The organism is Variovorax sp. TLI9-5A (assembly GCF_056867935.1).
Window position 1 is genome coordinate 4,267,071 of the sequence record NZ_CP200310.1, and the last position, 17,293, is coordinate 4,284,363.

The 17,293-nt window shown below is 66.3% G+C and carries 17 protein-coding genes and 1 tRNA gene; 8 read left to right on the top strand and 10 right to left on the bottom strand.

Annotated features, from left to right (window positions below; genetic code table 11):
- Nucleotides 1-39: 39 nt before the first annotated feature.
- Nucleotides 40-2,754, bottom strand: a complete 2,715-nt coding sequence (gene aceE / locus AC1VNX_RS20220) for a pyruvate dehydrogenase (acetyl-transferring), homodimeric type (protein ID WP_483158780.1) — start codon at nt 2,752-2,754, stop codon at nt 40-42.
- Between the two features lie 197 nt (nt 2,755-2,951).
- On the opposite strand from aceE, the gene AC1VNX_RS20225 reads away from it, so the two are divergent.
- The 5 genes from AC1VNX_RS20225 to AC1VNX_RS20245 all read left to right on the top strand — a co-directional run bounded on the left by AC1VNX_RS20225 (nt 2,952) and on the right by AC1VNX_RS20245 (nt 9,892).
- Nucleotides 2,952-5,492: a PAS domain-containing sensor histidine kinase gene (locus AC1VNX_RS20225; RefSeq protein WP_483158782.1), complete on the top strand. Its 2,541-nt coding sequence runs from the start codon at nt 2,952-2,954 to the stop codon at nt 5,490-5,492.
- Nucleotides 5,489-6,121: a response regulator transcription factor gene (locus AC1VNX_RS20230; protein ID WP_012747279.1), complete on the top strand. Its 633-nt coding sequence runs from the start codon at nt 5,489-5,491 to the stop codon at nt 6,119-6,121. Before AC1VNX_RS20225 ends, AC1VNX_RS20230 begins: the two co-directional genes overlap by 4 nt.
- A 79-nt stretch (nt 6,122-6,200) precedes the next feature.
- Nucleotides 6,201-7,052 (top strand): bifunctional methylenetetrahydrofolate dehydrogenase/methenyltetrahydrofolate cyclohydrolase FolD, encoded by an 852-nt coding sequence (folD, locus tag AC1VNX_RS20235; protein ID WP_483158786.1) that lies wholly within the window; start codon nt 6,201-6,203, stop codon nt 7,050-7,052.
- Nucleotides 7,053-7,165: 113 nt separating this feature from the next.
- The gene (locus tag AC1VNX_RS20240; protein ID WP_483158788.1) at nt 7,166-9,217 is read left to right on the top strand and encodes a M3 family metallopeptidase; all 2,052 of its coding nucleotides are present in this window, start codon (nt 7,166-7,168) and stop codon (nt 9,215-9,217) included.
- Between the two features lie 30 nt (nt 9,218-9,247).
- The gene (locus AC1VNX_RS20245) at nt 9,248-9,892 is read left to right on the top strand and encodes a glutaredoxin family protein (RefSeq protein ID WP_483158790.1); all 645 of its coding nucleotides are present in this window, start codon (nt 9,248-9,250) and stop codon (nt 9,890-9,892) included.
- Nucleotides 9,893-9,920: 28 nt separating this feature from the next.
- On the opposite strand, the gene rpiA is transcribed toward AC1VNX_RS20245, so the two are convergent.
- Nucleotides 9,921-10,634, bottom strand: coding sequence for a ribose-5-phosphate isomerase RpiA (rpiA, locus tag AC1VNX_RS20250; protein ID WP_483158792.1), 714 nt, complete (start codon nt 10,632-10,634; stop codon nt 9,921-9,923).
- Between the two features lie 40 nt (nt 10,635-10,674).
- Between rpiA and AC1VNX_RS20255 the strand changes: the two genes are divergently transcribed.
- Nucleotides 10,675-11,760 (top strand): quinone-dependent dihydroorotate dehydrogenase, encoded by a 1,086-nt coding sequence (locus AC1VNX_RS20255; protein ID WP_483158794.1) that lies wholly within the window; start codon nt 10,675-10,677, stop codon nt 11,758-11,760.
- 85 nt (nt 11,761-11,845) lie between these two features.
- On the opposite strand, the gene AC1VNX_RS20260 is transcribed toward AC1VNX_RS20255, so the two are convergent.
- From AC1VNX_RS20260 to AC1VNX_RS20280, 5 genes are all read right to left on the bottom strand, one after another.
- Complete coding sequence (locus AC1VNX_RS20260) at nt 11,846-12,493, bottom strand: phage holin family protein (protein ID WP_483158796.1); 648 nt, start codon at nt 12,491-12,493, stop codon at nt 11,846-11,848.
- A 60-nt stretch (nt 12,494-12,553) separates the two neighbouring features.
- On the bottom strand, nt 12,554-12,850 hold the full coding sequence (locus AC1VNX_RS20265; protein ID WP_125949733.1) for a glycine zipper domain-containing protein: 297 nt from the start codon (nt 12,848-12,850) through the stop codon (nt 12,554-12,556).
- 154 nt (nt 12,851-13,004) lie between these two features.
- Nucleotides 13,005-14,108 (bottom strand): NAD(P)/FAD-dependent oxidoreductase, encoded by a 1,104-nt coding sequence (locus AC1VNX_RS20270; RefSeq protein WP_483158798.1) that lies wholly within the window; start codon nt 14,106-14,108, stop codon nt 13,005-13,007.
- Nucleotides 14,109-14,149: 41 nt separating this feature from the next.
- On the bottom strand, nt 14,150-14,272 hold the full coding sequence (locus AC1VNX_RS20275; RefSeq protein WP_483158800.1) for a stereocilin: 123 nt from the start codon (nt 14,270-14,272) through the stop codon (nt 14,150-14,152).
- A 99-nt stretch (nt 14,273-14,371) separates the two neighbouring features.
- Entirely contained in the window at nt 14,372-14,890 is a 519-nt protein-coding gene (locus AC1VNX_RS20280) for a sigma factor (protein WP_483158802.1), read from the bottom strand.
- Between the two features lie 117 nt (nt 14,891-15,007).
- Between AC1VNX_RS20280 and AC1VNX_RS20285 the strand changes: the two genes are divergently transcribed.
- Both AC1VNX_RS20285 and AC1VNX_RS20290 read left to right on the top strand, forming a co-directional pair.
- Complete coding sequence (locus AC1VNX_RS20285) at nt 15,008-15,610, top strand: peptidoglycan recognition protein family protein (protein ID WP_483158804.1); 603 nt, start codon at nt 15,008-15,010, stop codon at nt 15,608-15,610.
- Nucleotides 15,601-15,984 (top strand): hypothetical protein, encoded by a 384-nt coding sequence (locus AC1VNX_RS20290; protein WP_483158807.1) that lies wholly within the window; start codon nt 15,601-15,603, stop codon nt 15,982-15,984. Before AC1VNX_RS20285 ends, AC1VNX_RS20290 begins: the two co-directional genes overlap by 10 nt.
- Before the next feature lie 93 nt (nt 15,985-16,077).
- On the opposite strand, the gene AC1VNX_RS20295 is transcribed toward AC1VNX_RS20290, so the two are convergent.
- From AC1VNX_RS20295 to fdx, 3 genes are all read right to left on the bottom strand, one after another.
- A tRNA-Val gene (locus AC1VNX_RS20295) sits at nt 16,078-16,152 on the bottom strand.
- Nucleotides 16,153-16,237: 85 nt separating this feature from the next.
- On the bottom strand, nt 16,238-16,954 hold the full coding sequence (gene dnaQ / locus AC1VNX_RS20300) for a DNA polymerase III subunit epsilon (RefSeq protein WP_483158809.1): 717 nt from the start codon (nt 16,952-16,954) through the stop codon (nt 16,238-16,240).
- On the bottom strand, nt 16,954-17,292 hold the full coding sequence (gene fdx / locus AC1VNX_RS20305) for an ISC system 2Fe-2S type ferredoxin (protein WP_019653159.1): 339 nt from the start codon (nt 17,290-17,292) through the stop codon (nt 16,954-16,956). Before fdx ends, dnaQ begins: the two co-directional genes overlap by 1 nt.
- Nucleotide 17,293: the final 1 nt, after the last annotated feature.

A 17,293-nucleotide genomic window follows, 5' to 3' on the forward strand; every position in this document is an offset into this window, starting at 1 on the left:
CGTAAGGCGCCGTTCGTTCGTTGGTTGTTGATTAGGGGTTCAGGCGTAGAGCGGGTTGACCTTGTCGACATTGATGCCGTACTTCTTGATCGCTTCCACCACCTTGGCCACGGGCACGGTGCCATCTTCGCTCAGCGCCTTGAGCGCCGCCACCACGATGTAGTGGCGGTTGACCTCGAAGTGCTCGCGCAGCTTGTTGCGGAAGTCGCTGCGGCCGAAGCCGTCGGTGCCCAGCACCTTGTAGTTGCGGCCCTTCGGAATAAAGGGGCGGATCTGCTCGGCGTAGGCCTTCATGTAGTCGGTCGATGCGACCACCGGGCCGGTCGAGGCCGCGAGCTGCTCGGCCACGAAGGGCACGCGCGGGGTCTGGTCGGGGTGCAGCAGGTTCCAGCGGTCGGCGTCCTGGCCGTCGCGGGTCAGCTCGTTGAAGCTCGGGCAGCTCCACACGGAAGCCGACACGCCCCAGTCCTTTTCGAGCAGCTCTTGCGCAGCAAAGCTTTCGCGCAGGATCGTGCCGCTGCCCAGCAGTTGCACCGTGGGTGCCTTGGCCTTCAGCGCGGGGCCTTGCTTCGACAGGTACATGCCCTTGATGATCTGCTCTTCGGTGCCGGGCTGGAGGCCGGGCATCGCGTAGTTCTCGTTGAGCAGCGTCAGGTAGTAGTAGACGTTGTCCTGCTTCTCGACCATGCGCTTCAAGCCATGGTGCAGGATCACGCCGACTTCGTGCGCGAAGGTCGGGTCGTAGCTCACGCAGTTCGGAATGGTGTTGGCCAGGATGTGGCTGTGGCCGTCTTCGTGCTGCAGGCCTTCGCCGTTCAGCGTGGTGCGCCCCGAGGTGCCGCCCAGCAGGAAGCCGCGCGCCTGCATGTCGCCGGCCGCCCATGCCAGGTCGCCGATGCGCTGGAAGCCGAACATCGAGTAGTACACGTAGAACGGCACCATGATGCGGTTGTTCGTGCTGTACGAGGTGGCGGCGGCGATCCAGCTCGACATGCCGCCGGCTTCGTTGATGCCTTCCTGCAGGATCTGGCCGGCCTTGTCTTCCTTGTAGTACATGACCTGATCCTTGTCGACCGGGGTGTACTGCTGACCGTGCGGGTTGTAGATGCCGACCTGGCGGAACAGGCCTTCCATGCCGAAGGTGCGGGCTTCGTCGACCAGGATGGGCACCACGCGCGGGCCGAGCGCCTTGTCGCGCAGCAGCTGCGTGAGGAAGCGCACGTAGGCCTGCGTGGTCGAGATCTCGCGGCCTTCGGCCGTGGGTTCGAGCACCGCCTTGAAGGTGTCGAGCGCGGGAACGGTGAAGCTCTCGTCGCTCTTCACGCGGCGGTGCGGCAGATAGCCGCCCAGGGCCTTGCGGCGCTCGTGCAGGTACTTCATTTCCGGCGTGTCGTCGGCCGGCTTGTAGAACGGCAGCTCGGCGATCTGGCTGTCGGGAATCGGGATGTTGAAGCGGTCGCGGAAGGCCTTGATATCCTCGTCGCCGAGCTTCTTGGTCTGGTGGACCGTGTTCTTGCCTTCGCCGATCTTGCCCATGCCGAAGCCCTTGACGGTCTTCACGAGCAGGACTGTCGGCTGGCCCTTGTGGTTCTGGGCGGCATGGAAGGCGGCGTACACCTTCTGCGAGTCGTGGCCGCCGCGCTGGAGGTTCCAGATCTCGTCGTCGGTCATGTGCTCGACCATCTTCAGCGTACGCGGATCGCGGCCGAAGAAGTTCTTGCGGACGTAGGCGCCGTCGTTGGCCTTGAACGACTGGTAGTCGCCGTCGTTGCACTCCATCATGATCTTGCGCAGCGCGCCGTCGTGGTCCTTCTCGAGCAGGGCGTCCCAGCCCTTGCCCCAGACCAGCTTGACGACGTTCCAGTTGGCGCCGCGGAACTCGCCCTCGAGCTCCTGGATGATCTTGCCGTTGCCGCGCACCGGGCCGTCCAGGCGCTGCAGGTTGCAGTTGATGACGAAGATCAGATTGTCGAGGTTCTCGCGCGCCGCCAGGCCGATGGCGCCCAGCGATTCGACTTCGTCCATTTCACCGTCGCCGCAGAAGACCCAGACCTTGCGGTTCTCGGTGTTGGCGATGCCGCGTGCGTGCAGGTACTTGAGGAAGCGCGCCTGGTAGATCGCCATCAGCGGGCCCAGGCCCATCGACACGGTCGGGAACTGCCAGAACTCCGGCATCAGCTTGGGGTGGGGGTAGCTGGAGAGGCCCTTGCCGTCGACTTCCTGGCGGAAGTTCAGCAGTTGCTCTTCGGAGAGGCGGCCTTCGAGGTAGGCGCGGGCGTAGATGCCGGGAGAGACGTGGCCCTGGATGTAGAGCAGGTCGCCGCCGTGGTTCTCGCTCTCGGCGTGCCAGAAGTGGTTGAAGCCGGCGCCGAACATGCTGGCCAGCGAGGCGAAGGAGCCGATGTGGCCGCCCAGGTCGCCGCCTTCGGCCGGGTGGTGGCGGTTGGCCTTGACCACCATGGCCATCGCGTTCCAGCGCATGTAGGCGCGCAGGCGCTGTTCGATCTCGAGGTTGCCGGGGCTGCGGGCTTCCTGCGAGGGCTCGATGGTGTTGACGTAGCCGGTGTTGGCCGAGAACGGCATGTCGACCGTGTTCTGGCGGGCATGTTCGAGCAGCTGCTCGAGAAGGAAGTGAGCCCGCTCAGGCCCCTCGCTCTGGATGACGGAAGACAGTGCATCCATCCATTCACGGGTCTCCTGGGCGTCCGCGTCGTTAGCGGCCGAGCCGAACAGGTTCTCGGGATTTGCCGACATGCTTGTGTCTCCTTTTAGGGCTGTGGCTGTAATTTAAGTGCGCTGTGCAGCGAACGCGGCGGAGTTTCGCATAGAAACATCGCAATTTCAAATAGTGCTTTTTGATTTTTCAATGTGAAATTTTCAAGACAATCCAGCCAGGGGCGAGGACCCGCACAAGGCATGGCAACACGAGGGGGCAAGCCTAGAATCCGCCCATGCCTCTCTCCTCTCCGCTGGCGGTTGCCCGCAGTGCCGTGAACGCCTCGCCGCTGTCCTGGTGGCGCAGGTGGTGGCGACGCCAGACACCGGTGCTGCAGGACGCGGTCGCCATGCTCGCCCCGATGGCGGCCGTGCTGCTGTTCCTTGCCGCCATCGTTTCCGCCTTCTGGTATCTGCGCACCGAGGAAGTCGAACGCGAGCAGGAGTCGGTGCGCCGCGACGTCGAGTACGCACAGCAGCGCATGCGCCTGCGGCTGCTGGAACGGCAGGAGCAGCTGATGCGCATCGCGCGCGATGCCTCCAACCGCGAGATCGACCCGATCGAATTCACCAGCCGCGCAGAATCGCTGGTGAGCCAGTTCCCCGAACTGCAGACCATCACCTGGATCGACGACCGCCGCCGCTTCAAGGCCGGCTATGCGGCGCCCAGCGTGCACCCGGCGCAGCAGCACCTGATCGGCGACGTGCTGCGCCCCGGCGACATCGAGAGCAACTATGCGCTGGCGCGCGAATTGCGCCAGCCGGTGTATTCGCAGCCCGTGGCCGGCGGCGATCCGCCGGCGATGCTGCAGCTGCACATTCCCCTTTTCGACCAGGGCCTGTTCGCGGGCGTGGTGCTGGGCGAGTTCTCGGTCGACGGGCTGCTGCGCTACGGCATGCCCTCCGAGGTGCAGGCGCGCTATGCGGTGTCGCTGCTCGACGCCAAGGGCCATGTGATCGCCGGCAACACGACGAATCTGAAGGAAAGCGGCACGCGCCTGCTGCCTTGGTCCGAGCGGACCAACGAATATGAAGTGCCGGTGTCGCCCGTGGGCAATGCGCTGGTGCTGCGGGCGCAGGCATACCGCACCTCCCAGGGCGTGGTCGGCAACGGCCTTTTCTGGCTGGTCTGCGCGCTCAGCGTGCTCACCAGCTGGATGCTGATCGGCACCTGGCGCCACACGCGGCGGCGGCTGCAGGCGCAGCAGCGGCTGGTGGCCGAGACCAACTTCCGCCGCGCGATGGAAAACTCCATGCTGACCGGCATGCGCGTGCTCGACCTGCAGGGCCGCATCACCTACGTCAACGCCGCCTTCTGCGCGATGACCGGCTGGAGCGAGGAAGAACTGGTCGGCCAGTCTCCGCCCTTCCCCTACTGGCTCGAATCCGACCGCGAGGTGATGAACGAGCGGCTCGAAGAAGAGCTGCACGGCCGCGCCCTGCCCGGCGGCTTCCAGGTGCGGGTGAAGCGCAAGAACGGCAGCGTGTTCAACGCCCGCCTCTACGTGTCGCCGCTGATCGACGCGCGCGGCCACCAGACCGGCTGGATGACGTCGATGACCGACATCACCGAGCCCACGCGCATCCGCGAGCAGCTGTCGGCATCCTACGAGCGCTTCACCACGGTGCTCGAAGCGCTCGACGCGGCCGTGTCGGTGGCCCCCATCGGCAGCGAGGAGCTGCTGTTCGCCAACAAGCTGTACCGGCTCTGGTTCGGCTCCGACACCGTGGGCCACCTGGGCATGGTCGCGCAGGCGGGCGTGCCGGCGTCGAACGCGCACGACGAGGGCCTCGACGACGTGGACCCGTACGCCGGCCTGCCGATCGACACCCTCACCGCCGCGCAGACAGCCAACAACGAGATCTTCGTGCCCCACCTCGGCAAATGGCTCGAAGTGCGCTCGCGCTACCTGACCTGGGTGGACGGCCGCCTCGCGCAGCTCGTCATCGCCACCGACATCACGCCGCGCCGCGACGCCGAAGAGCAGGCCGCCGCGCAGGCCGACAAGGCCCAGGCCGCCAGCCGCCTCATCACCATGGGCGAGATGGCCTCCAGCGTGGCGCACGAGCTCAACCAGCCTCTGACCGCCATCACCAATTACTGCAACGGGATGATGTCGCGCATCAAGGGCCAGTCGATCGACAACGACGCCCTGCTCGCCGCGCTTGAAAAGACTTCCAAGCAGGCGCAGCGCGCGGGCCAGATCATCCAGCGCATTCGTTCCTTCGTGAAGCGCAGCGAGCCCAACCGCACGCCGGCCGACGTCGCCACCATGGTGAGCGAAGCGGTCGAGCTTGCCGGCATCGAGCTGCGCCGGCGCAACGTGCGCCTGAACCACTACGTGGCGGCGCGGCTGCCGGTGGTGCGGGTCGACCCGATCCTCATCGAGCAGGTGATGGTCAACCTGCTGAAGAACGCCGCCGAATCCATCGATCTCGCCGACCGCCCCTTGGCGCGCCGCAGCGTCGAACTGCGCGTGCTGCCCAAGGTGATCGAGGGCCACAACGCCATCGAGTTCTCGGTGCAGGACACCGGCAAGGGCCTGGCCCCGGAGGTGATGGACCGGCTATACGAGGCCTTCTTCTCCACCAAGCCCGAGGGCATGGGCATCGGCCTGAACCTGTGCCGCACCATCGTCGAGTCGCATCGCGGCCGGATGCAGGCGGAGAACATCTACAATGGTCCGGATGTGATCGGATGCCGTTTTTCCTTCTGGATTCCGGTGTTGGACGCTATCAGTTCCGTAGCTAGCGACGAGGCAAAGGTACCTGCATGAGTTTGATTCCGAAGAAGGGCACGGTCTATGTCGTCGACGACGACGAAGCCGTACGCGATTCGCTGCAATGGCTGCTCGAAGGCAAGGACTACAGAGTCCGCTGTTTCGATTCCGCCGAATCCTTTCTCTCCCGATACGACCCGCGCGAAGTCGCCTGTCTGATCGTCGACATCCGCATGGCGGGCATGACCGGCCTTGAACTACAGGACCGGCTCATCGAACGGCGCTCCCCGCTGCCGATCGTGGTCATCACCGGCCACGGCGACGTGCCGATGGCGGTCGACAGCATGAAAAAGGGCGCCATGGATTTCATCCAGAAGCCCTTCAACGACGAGGAACTCGTCACGCTGGTCGAGCGCATGCTCGAACACGCACGCGGCGCCTTCACGCAGCACCAGCAATCGGCCAGCCGCGACGCGCTGCTGTCCAAGCTCACGGGCCGCGAGGCACAGGTGCTCGAACGCATCGTCGCCGGCCGCCTGAACAAGCAGATCGCCGACGACCTGGGCATCAGCATCAAGACGGTCGAGGCGCATCGCGCCAACATCATGGAAAAGCTCAACGCCAACACCGTGGCCGATCTGCTCAAGATCGCGCTGGGGCAGGCGGCGCCAGCGGCCAAGGCCTAGAAACAGCTATCCGCCCGATAGCGACGTATGACCCCCACGCCTGCGCAAGCGGGCGTTTTTACTTGGAAAATCGAAACCGATGACCGCCCAACTGATCGACGGCAACGCCCTCGCCAAAACCATCCGCGCCGAGGTGTCCGGCCGCACCGCCGCACTCAAGGCGCGTGGCGTGAACCCCGCCCTTTCCATCATCCTCGTGGGCGAAGACCCGGCCAGCCAGGTCTATACCAAGCACAAGGTCAACGACAGCGCCCAGACCGGCCTCGACGCCACGCTCGAGACCTACCCTGCAGACATGAGCGAGGCCGACCTGCTGGCCCGCATCCGCACGCTCAACGAAGACCCGAAGGTGCACGGCATCCTGGTGCAGCTGCCGCTGCCCAAGCACATGGACAGCCAGAAGGTCATCGAGACCATCTCGCCCGCCAAGGACGTCGACGGCTTCCACGTCGCCAGCGCCGGCGCGCTGATGACCGGAGCCCCCGGCTTCTGGCCCTGCACGCCGCACGGCTGCATGAAGATGCTCGAATCCATCGGCTACGACCTGCGCGGCAAGCATGCCGTGGTCATCGGCCGCAGCAACATCGTCGGCAAGCCGATGGCGATGATGCTGCTCGCCAAGAGCGCCACCGTGACCATCTGCCACAGCGCCACCAAGGACCTGGGCGCCATCACGCGCCAGGCCGATGTGATCGTCGCGGCGGTGGGCAAGCTCAATCTCCTGACCGCAGACATGGTGAAGCCGGGCGCGGTCGTCATCGACGTGGGCATGAACCGCAAGGAAGACGGCAAGCTGGCCGGCGACGTCGATTTCGACGGCGTGAAGGAAGTGGCCGGCTGGATCACGCCCGTGCCCGGTGGCGTCGGCCCCATGACGCGCGCCATGCTGCTGGTCAACACCCTTGAAGCGGCCGAGCGCGTCGCAACATGAGAACCACCCCGTTGCGCGCTCACCGCGTCTAGCCGCCTCCGACGGCGGCCCGGCAAAGCCGGTTCCGCGGTGGCTCCCGAAATGGTCTCGTCAGCTCGAACAGGATTTCTCACATGACCACCAACCCGCTTCTCGATTTCACCGATCTCCCTCTGTTCGACCGGATCAGGCCCGAGCACGTATCGCCCGCGGTCGACGCGCTGCTGGCCGACGCCGAGGCAGCGCTGCAGACCGTGACGGCACCGGAGTTCCCCGCCGACTGGAATGCGATCTCCAAGGTGCTCGACGTGGCTTCCGAGCGCTTCAGCCGCGCCTGGGGCGCCGTCGGCCACCTCAACGCCGTGGCCGACACGCCCGAGCTGCGCGCCGCCTACAACGAAGCCATGCCGCGCGTCACCGCCTTCTGGACCCGTCTGGGCTCCGACGAACGGCTGTACGCCAAGTACAAGGCCATCGACGTCGCCACGCTCAATGCCGAGCAGCGCCAGGCGCACAGCAATGCCGTGCGCAACTTCATGCTGGGCGGCGCCGAGTTGCAGGGCGAGGCCAAGAAGCGCTTCGCCGACATCCAGGAGCGCCTGGCCGAGCTGAGCCAGAAGTTCAGCGAGAACGCGCTCGACGCGACCGACGCCTTCGCCTACTACGCTGCCCTAGGCGAACTCGAAGGCGTGCCCGAGGACGTGGTGAGCGCCGCGCGCGCGGCCGCCGAAGCCGACGGCAAGGAAGGCTACAAGCTCACGCTGAAGATGCCGTGCTACCTGCCGGTGATGCAGTTCGCAAAGAGCAGCGCGCTGCGCGAGAAGCTCTACCGCGCCTACGTCACGCGGGCCAGCGAGTTCGGCGACGCGGCCTTCGACAACACCTCCCTCATCACCGAAATCCTCGCGCTGCGCGAGGAAGAAGCCGGGCTGCTGGGCTACCGGAACTACGGCGAGCTGTCGGTCGTGCCGAAGATGGCCGAGTCGCCCGAGCAGGTGGTGAAGTTCCTGCGCGACCTCGCGGCCAAGGCCAAGCCCTACGGCGAGCGCGACCTTGCCGACCTGCGCGTCTTCGCCGCCGAACAGTTGAACATCAACGATCCGCAGCCCTGGGACTGGAGCTACATCGGCGAGAAGCTCAAGGAAGCGCGCTACGCCTTCAGCGAGCAGGAGGTGAAGCAGTACTTCCCGGCGCCGAAGGTCATGGCCGGCCTGTTCAAGATCGTCGAGACGCTCTTCGAAGTGTCGATCCGCCGCGATTCGGCGCCCACCTGGCATCCGAGCGTCGAGTTCTACCGCATCGAGCGGGCCGGCCAGAAGGTCGGCCAGTTCTACCTCGACCCCTCCGCCCGCGCCGCCAAGCGCGGCGGCGCCTGGATGGACGACGTGCGCGCCCGCTGGCTGCGCCCCGACAACGGCGTGCTGCAGACGCCCGTGGCGCAACTTGTGTGCAACTTCGCCAGCGGCGTCGACGGCAAGCCGCCGCTGCTCACGCATGACGACGTGACCACCCTCTTCCACGAGTTCGGCCACGGCCTTCACCACATGCTGACGCAGGTGAACGAGCGCGACGTCTCGGGCATCAGCGGGGTCGAGTGGGACGCGGTCGAGCTTCCCAGCCAGTTCATGGAGAACTTCTGCTGGGAGTGGGACGTGCTCAAGCACATGACGGCCCACGTCGACACCGGCGAGCCTCTGCCACGCGCGCTCTTCGACAAGATGACCGCCGCGAAGAACTTCCAGAGCGGCATGCAGACGCTGCGCCAGATCGAGTTCTCGCTGTTCGACATGCTGCTGCACACCGAATACCACGCCGCCACCGCCAAGCCCGGCGAGGTGATGGCGCTGCTGGGCCGCGTGCGCGACGAGGTGGCGGTGATGCCGTCGCCGCCGTTCAGCCGCACGCCGAATACTTTCAGCCACATCTTCTCGGGAGGCTATGCGGCCGGCTACTACAGCTACAAGTGGGCCGAGGTGCTGAGCGCCGACGCCTACGCGGCCTTCGAGGAAACCGTGGGCGCCGACGGCGAGCCGAACATCGAGACCGGCCGCAAGTACCGCCAGGCCATCCTGGAGGCCGGCGGCAGCCGCAGCGCGATGGACTCGTTCAAGGCCTTCCGCGGCCGCGAGCCCCAGCTTGATGCGCTGCTGCGACACCAGGGCATGGCGCAGGCCCAGCCCGCTTGATGCGGCGCTGAAGCTTGCGATACTCGGGCGATGCATACGATTTACAAAATCTCACCATTGCATCGCCTGACCGGCCTTGCCCTCGTGCTCGTTGCCTCGGGCGCGATGGCGCAACCCATCTACCGCCAGGTGGACAAGAACGGCAAGGTCACTTTCTCCGACCGCGCCCCGAGCGCGAGCACTGAGCCTGCGGGCCAGCAAGGCGCAGCGCCCCCTTCCGGCGCCAACACCGCCGGCCTGCCTTATGAATTGCGCCAGGTGGCGCAACGCTATCCCGTCACCCTCTACAGCGGGGACGAATGCGGCCCCTGCGGAGCGGCGCGCACGCTGCTCACGACGCGCGGCATTCCGTTCGAGGAACGCACTGTCAAGAGCAACGCAGACATCGAAGCCCTGCAGCGCCTGAGCAACCAGAATGCGTTGCCGCTGCTGACGATCGGTTCGCAACAGCTCAAGGGTTTCTCGGACGTGGAATGGTCGCAGTACCTCGACGCGGCCGGCTACCCCAAGAGCAACAGCCTGCCTGCGGGCTATCGCAATGGCCCGGTCCGGCCGCTGGTGGCCCAGCAGGCGACACCAGCGCCTCGCGCGGCCGAAGCGCCCGCACCGCCCGTCGCGCCGCCACCCGCATCGAGCGAGCCGACGCCGAGCAACCCGGCCGGCATCAAATTCTAAGCAGCCATCGGCCTGGGGCTGAACCTCCTCAGGCCCCGAACTCCATCGTCTTCACACCGGTCGCGGTGCCCAGCAGGCACACGTCGGCCTTCTGGTGCGCGAAGACGCCGACCGTCACCACGCCGGGCCATTGGCTCACCGTCGACTCGAAAGCCAGCGGGTCGGTGATGCGAAGCCCCGTCACGTCGACGATGTGCTGGCCGTTGTCGGTGACCAGCGGCAGGCCATCCTTCTCGCGCACCTGGGCGATGCCGCCCATGGCTTCGAACTGGCGCATCACGCGGCGCGCGGCCATCGGAATCACTTCCAGCGGCAGCGGGAACGCGCCCAGCACTTCCACCAGCTTCGACTCGTCGGCGATGCAGACGAACTTGCGCGACTGCGCCGCGACGATCTTCTCGCGCGTGAGCGCGGCGCCGCCACCCTTGACCATGAAGCCGCGGTGATCGATCTCGTCGGCGCCGTCGATGTAGACCGACAGTTCCTCCACCTCATTGCTGTCGAACACCGGAATGCCCAGCGCGCGCAGGCGCTCGGTCGAGGCGACCGAGCTGGAGACGGCGCCCTTGATCTCGTCCTTGATCGTGGCCAGCGCGTCGATGAACTTGTTTACCGTCGATCCGGTGCCGACGCCGACGATTTCGCCCTTGACCACGTAGGCCAGCGCGGCGCGGCCGACCTGGGCCTTGAGTTCGTCCTGGGAAAGCGGTTTGGAGGGGGTTGGGGAGGCGGGTGCGGTCATCACGGACAATCCTTGGCTCATTGAAGCCCCGAATTATCCGATGCCCCTGCTGATGCCCTCCTCGCTCTACGGCCTGGCCCGCCCCTTCCTGTTCGGCTTCGACCCCGAACACGCCCATGAAATCACGCTGGACGGGCTGGCGCGCACCCAGAACACGCCCCTGGCCTGCGCCTATTCGGCGCCACGCATCGACGACCCGGTCCAGCTCGCCGGCCTGACCTTTCCCAACCGCGTGGGCCTGGCGGCCGGCCTGGACAAGAACGCCCGCTGCATCGACGCTTTTTCCGCCATGGGCTTCGGCTTCGTCGAGGTCGGCACCGTCACCCCGAAGGCCCAGCCGGGCAACCCGAAGCCGCGCATGTTCCGGCTGCCGCAGCGTGACGCGCTGATCAACCGGCTCGGCTTCAACAACGAGGGGCTGGACGCCTTTCTGGCCAACGTGCAGAAGGCGCGCTTCCGCAAGAACGGCAGTGGCGCGAAGTCGCCGATGCTGCTGGGCCTCAACATCGGCAAGAACGCCGCCACGCCCATCGAGCGCGCGGTGGACGACTACCTGGTCTGCCTCGACGGCGTGTACCCGCATGCCGACTACGTGACGATCAACATCTCCAGCCCCAACACCGCCAACCTGCGCTCGCTGCAGAGCGACGAAGCGCTCGACGCCCTGCTCGGCGCGGTGGCCGAGCGGCGCGAGACCCTGACCACGCGCCACGGCGGCAAGCGCTCGCCACTCTTCGTGAAGATCGCGCCCGACCTCGACGAAGCCCAGGTCGCGGTGATCGCCGCCACGCTCAAGCGCCACGGCATGGACGGCGTGATCGCCACCAACACCACGCTGGCGCGCGACGCGGTCAAGGGGCTGCCTCATGCGGAAGAAGCGGGGGGCCTTTCGGGCGCGCCGGTGCGCGAGGCCAGCAACCGCGTGGTCGCGCAGCTGCGCGCGGCGCTGGGCGCGGGCTTTCCGATCATCGGCGTGGGGGGCATCCTCAGCGGCGCTGATGCCAAGGCCAAGATCGCCGCAGGCGCGGACGTGGTGCAGATCTACACCGGCCTGATCTATCGCGGCCCGGCGCTGGTCCGCGAAGCGGCCCAGGCACTGCTGCGCGATCGCGGCAGCAAGGCCTGAGCGCCTTTCTCTTCAGTCTCTCAGCGCATGCGCCACAGCACTGGCGCAATGACTGCCGCCCAGCGCAGCAGGCGCTTCGGCCGGATCACCACCACGGCAGCCGCCGCGACGACGCCCGCGGCCACCGGATGTGCACGCGCGATGCGCAGCGCCGCGGCAGCAGCCGACTCGTTGGGCGGCGGGGCATCCGCCTCGGGCGCGGGCTGAGTCTCGCGGCCACCCTGCATCGTCGCAATGCGCTGGCGCTGGATTTCCATGCGCGCCAGCAGTTCTTCGCGCGTGACCGGACGGCGGACGCGGCGCGGTGCTTCCTCGTCCTCCCCGGGTCCTTGCCAAGGCCGAAGCGCTCCTGGGCCCAGGCCCAGTCGCGCTCGAACTCCTGGCGCGCAGGAACGAAGCTGTTGGATGCATTGCGCATGGTCAGCAGCAAGCCGATGGCCGCTGCCAGCCAGAGCGCGATCCAAACGCCAGCCACCGACCAGGCGGCGGTGACGCGGTGCGGCGTGTCCCAGAAATTGACCACCACCGCCACGGACAGCAAGGCCACCGTGACCGTGGTCAGCCCCAGCACGGCCAACCCGAGAAGGAGCATCAGCTTGAGCCGCTGCTTCTCGTCCTCCCAGGCCATGCGCAGCAGTTGCACCCGGTCCTCCGCCGCCAGGGCGCCTTCGGCCGCGGCGATGCGCAGCCTGCGGATGCGGGCGTTCAGTCCGAACAAGGAGAGCAGCCTCATGGGCCGGCCCCCGTCATGCCCGGATGAACGATGCTATTGCTGCTGCCGTGCGCTACCAGGTCAGCGGCGGCCAAGCAGCAGGCCCACCAGCACGCCGACGGCCAATGCGGCACCGGCGATCTGCCATGGTTCGTCGTGGGCGTAGGCGTTGGCCGAGCTGGCCGCTTCGCGGGCCTTCTTGGCGGCGAGCTTGCTCTTCTCGGCCGCGAGTTCGCGTGCGATGGCCAGCTTGGTGTCGATGCGCTGGCGCAGCGCCTTGATGTGGGGAACCGAATCCAGGTCCTTGCTTGCCAGCACGCCGCGCACGTCGCTTGCAATGTCTTCGGCTGCTGCTTCAAGATTTTGGGATGCACTCATTGGAAACTTTCCTCCGTGATGACACCGGCACCGCGCCGGCGGCTTCGCGCCAGCAAGTGGCGTGCTGTCATGTTACAGGCTCAAAAGACCCTCAGGCGCTACAGATGTGCAGACTTTGACGCGAGATGCCACTTCCTGACGCGCAAAACGCGCTTCACGCATCCGCCAGCAAGCCGGCCACGTGACGCCCGATGGCCAGGCTGCTGGTGAGACCCGGCGATTCGATGCCGAAGAGATTCACCAACCCGGGCACGCCGTGCGATGCGGGCCCGTCGATCATGAAGTCGGCTGCCGGCTCGCCCGGCCCCGAAATCTTGGGCCGCATGCCCGCATAGCCCGGAATCAGCGCGCCATCGGGCAGCGCGGGCCAGTACTTGCGGACCTCGGCGTAGAAACCCTCGCCCCGTGAGGGGTCCACCACCAGTTCGTCGGGCGAGGACACCCATTGCACATCGGGCCCGAACTTGGCCTGGCCGCCCAGGTCGATCGTGAGGTGCACGCCCAGCCCGCCCGGCTCGGGCACGGGGTAGATGAGGCGCCCGAACGGTGCCCGCCCCGACAGGGTGAAGTAGTTGCCCTTGGCGAAGTACTCCTTCGGCACCGCCGACGGCGGCAGGCCCTCGAAGCGCCGGGCCAGCGCAGGAGCCCCGAGGCCCGCAGCGTTGACCACGCTGCGGCAGCGCAGCGCGGTGCCGTCTTCGGCCATCAGCACGATGGCTTCGCCACCGCACTCGGCGCGCGTGATGGGCGATTTGAGCGCCAGCACGCCGCCGGCGTTTTCGAGATCGCCCAGCAGGCTCAGCATCAGCGCATGGCTGTCGACGATGCCGGTGCTCGGCGAATGCAGCGCCGCCACGCAATGCAGCTGTGGCTCCATGGCAATGGCCTGCGGCCCGGTGATCAGGGCAAGGTCGTCGACGCCGTTCGCGGCCGCCTTCTTCTGGATGGCCTCGAGCTGGCCGGCCTGCTCGGGCGATGTCGCCACGATGAGCTTGCCGCAGCGCTGGTGCGGCACGCCGCGCTCGGCCGCGTAGGCGTACAGCATCTGCCGGCCTTCGACGCAGAGCTTCGCCTTGAGCGAACCCTGCGGGTAGTAGATGCCGGCATGAATGACCTCGCTGTTGCGCGAACTCGTTCCCGTGCCGATGGCACCTTCGGATTCGAGCACCAGCACCTCCCGGCCCGCGAGCGCCAAGGCGCGCGCCACTGCCAGCCCCACCACACCACCGCCGATGACGGCGCAATCGATTTCATCCATCGCGCGAGCTTAGCGCGGCTACGCGTGGCGGCTTCGCTATCTCAGTGCACGGACGGGGGTGGTTCGGGATCGGTGGGCTCGTCGGGCGGCGTCTCGGGCCCTTCGTCGGGCTCGACGGGCAAGTCCGGCGCGACAGGCGGCGGAACATCGGGATGAGTGGCCATGGCAGCGCTCCTTTCCCTCTGGTTCTAGGCCACCGGCGCGAAAAATTCGAGGGCGCGTGGCTGCACTTGCCGTCGGTGCCGGCCGACAAGCCTGCATGCTCAGCCGGTGAAAGCGCCGAGTTCGATCCGGGGCAGCCGCGCCGTATCGGCGATGGCATCGATCGCGACGATCTTCCCTTGCGACACCGTGACCTGCAGCACCAGGAAGAGTCGGCCCACCGGCGCCACCACGACGCCGACGCGGCCGTCCACCGGAGCCGCGCCTCCGCCTTGCTCATCGACGGGCGGCCCGGGCGCGTCGTCGTCGTCCAGCGAGTCCTCGCGCCGCGACTTGCGCGTGCACAGCATGTCGAGGCACACGCGCCCCACCACCGTCGTCAGCCAGCCGCCGAGATTGGCGATGTCGCCCGCCTCCGAGCGCTCGAGGCGCAGCCAGGCTTCCTGCACGGCGTCTTCGGCCTCGCCGAGCGAACCGAGCATGCGGTAGGCCACGCCGCGCGGCACTACGACGAAAGTGCGCTCGCCGCACTGATCACGACCACCGGCGCGATCAACATCTGGAACCGCTTCAACGTGACGGTGAAGCAGGTTGCGGGCGCACGCTGGGATTGAAGCCACGCGTTACCCGTTACTACTTCCTGCGACTTGGGGATCGATGGTGGATGTGTTGTACTGACCCGCACTGTCGGAGCCCGGCAGACAAGCGTCATCGCGTCACATTCTTCAGGGAGAGAAATGTCCACCATCGATGCAAACGGGATGCTGATCGACCCCAAGGTGATCCTGCGACGATCACCGGGAATCGAACACGGCACCCTCCCCAGCGTGCTCGCCATCGTCGTCCACCAGACCGACTCGGGCACCGCCGAATCCAGCCTCAACGGCTACCAGGTGGGCGGCAACGGCGCCCACTTCCTCATCGACAAGAACGGCCAGAACTACCAGACGGCGAGCGTTCTCGCGCGCTGCTATCACGTCGGCAAGCTGATCAAGTCGAAGTGCCTGACCATCAACAAGAGCAGCTGCGACACGGGCGCGATGGCGAAGATGCTGGCGATGTCGTGGGTCAACCAGATCAACGCCATCGACGCGCATGAGCGCGCGAAGCCGTATCCGGACCGCTATCCGGTGAACGGCGATTCGATCGGCATCGAGCTGGTCGGCATGCACATCGACGACAAGAGCTACGAGGCCGTGACCGCGGCGCAGAACAGCTCCCTGCAATGGCTGATCGAGGTGCTGTACGCGCAGTTCAGCCTCAAGCCGGAGGATGTCTACCGGCATCCGACGGTGTCGTACAAGAATCCCGGTGAAGCGAGCTCGGCGATATGGAAGTGAGACTGCGCGCGATGTGCCTCGCGGTCGGGGCCATGCTCATCGCCTCCTGCGCGACGACGCGCGATACCGGGTTCACCAACGTCTACGTCGCCGACTTCCATTCCGACTCGCCGGCCACCTGCCGCAGTTCCGACGTGCCGCGCAATCATGGACAGGCGCGCGAGTTCTTCTCGAAGGCCCGCCAGGTCGACTACAAGACGCTGCACGACAACTACGAACTGGCGCCCTGCTACGCCGAAGGCACGCTGCTGCGCCAGGGCAAGTCGTGCGACTGGCAGATCCGCGCGGGCGCGACGGGTTCGGTGCAATGCGGCGAGCAGAAGCTGTACTTCGCGTGCGACAACTGCGGCGACCTGTTCGGCATCACGAAGTAGACAAAGACGAGAAGAGAAAGCGAAGACGGGCTGAAGACAAGCCCGGCGCACAAAACAAAAAAGCGACCTGGAGATCCAGGTCGCTTTTTGATTTGGTGGGCGGTGGAGGCTTCGAACCTCCGACCCCAGCAGTGTGAATGCTGTGCTCTACCCCTGAGCTAACCGCCCTGAGCGCTGCTGTTTACCTGCAGCGCCTTGAAAACGTATCGCGTTCTGCGAAGCCTCAGATTATGCCATAGCTTTTCAGCCGCCTTCAAGAAACTCCGACGTTTTCTCGAAACAGCGTCCGGCCGCCACTCGATTTATCGAGCTGGGCCAGCACGGCCTCGTGCGCGGTCAGCTCGTGCTCGGCCGCCATGATCACCGGCAGCTCGAACTGGCTGAGGTCGACGGCCACCACGGTCGTGCCCTGCACAGGCTCTGCGGCGGCCACGTCGATGAGCAGCGCGTCCTGCCCGCGCGTGAGGTTGATGTAGACGTCGGCCAGCAGTTGCGCATCGAGCTTGGCGCCGTGGAAGGTGCGGTTCGAACGGTCGACGCCGAAGCGGTCGCACAGCGCGTCGAGCGAATTGCGCTTGCCCGGGTACACCTGCTTGGCCATGGCCAGCGTGTCGGTCACTTCGCTCACGAAGGTGCGCAGCGGCGGCAGGCCGGCGCGCTCGAATTCCTTGTTGAGGAAGCCGACGTCGAAGGCCGCGTTGTGAATGATCAGCTCGGCATCGCGCAGGTATTCGACGATGTCGTTGGCCAACGTGCCGAACTTGGGCTTGTCGCGCAGGAAATCGGTCGTCAGGCCGTGGACCTTGAGCGCGTCCTCGTGGCTCTCGCGCTCGGGGTTGAAGTAGATGTGCAGGTCGTTGCCGGTGAGCTTTCGGTTGAACAGCTCCACGCACCCGAGTTCGATGACCCGGTCGCCGTTCTCGGCCGAGAGCCCTGTGGTTTCGGTATCGAGGACGATCTGGCGCGACATCAGTGGTTTTCCTTGGCGTGGTTGATCGAGTACTTGGGAATCTCGATCGTCACATTCTCCTGCGCCAGGATCGCCTGGCAGCTCAGGCGAGACTGCGGCTCCAGGCCCCAGGCGCGGTCGAGCAGGTCTTCTTCGCCCTCTTCCGCCTCGTTCAGCGAATTGAAGCCCTCGCGCACGATCACGTGGCAGGTGGTGCAGGCGCAGCTCATCTCGCAGGCATGCTCGATGTCGATGTGGTTGTCGAGCAGCGCCTCGCAGATTGAGGTGCCGGCGGGCGCGGTGATTTCTGCGCCTTCGGGGCAGTACTCGGGATGCGGGTAGATCTTGATCGTGGGCATG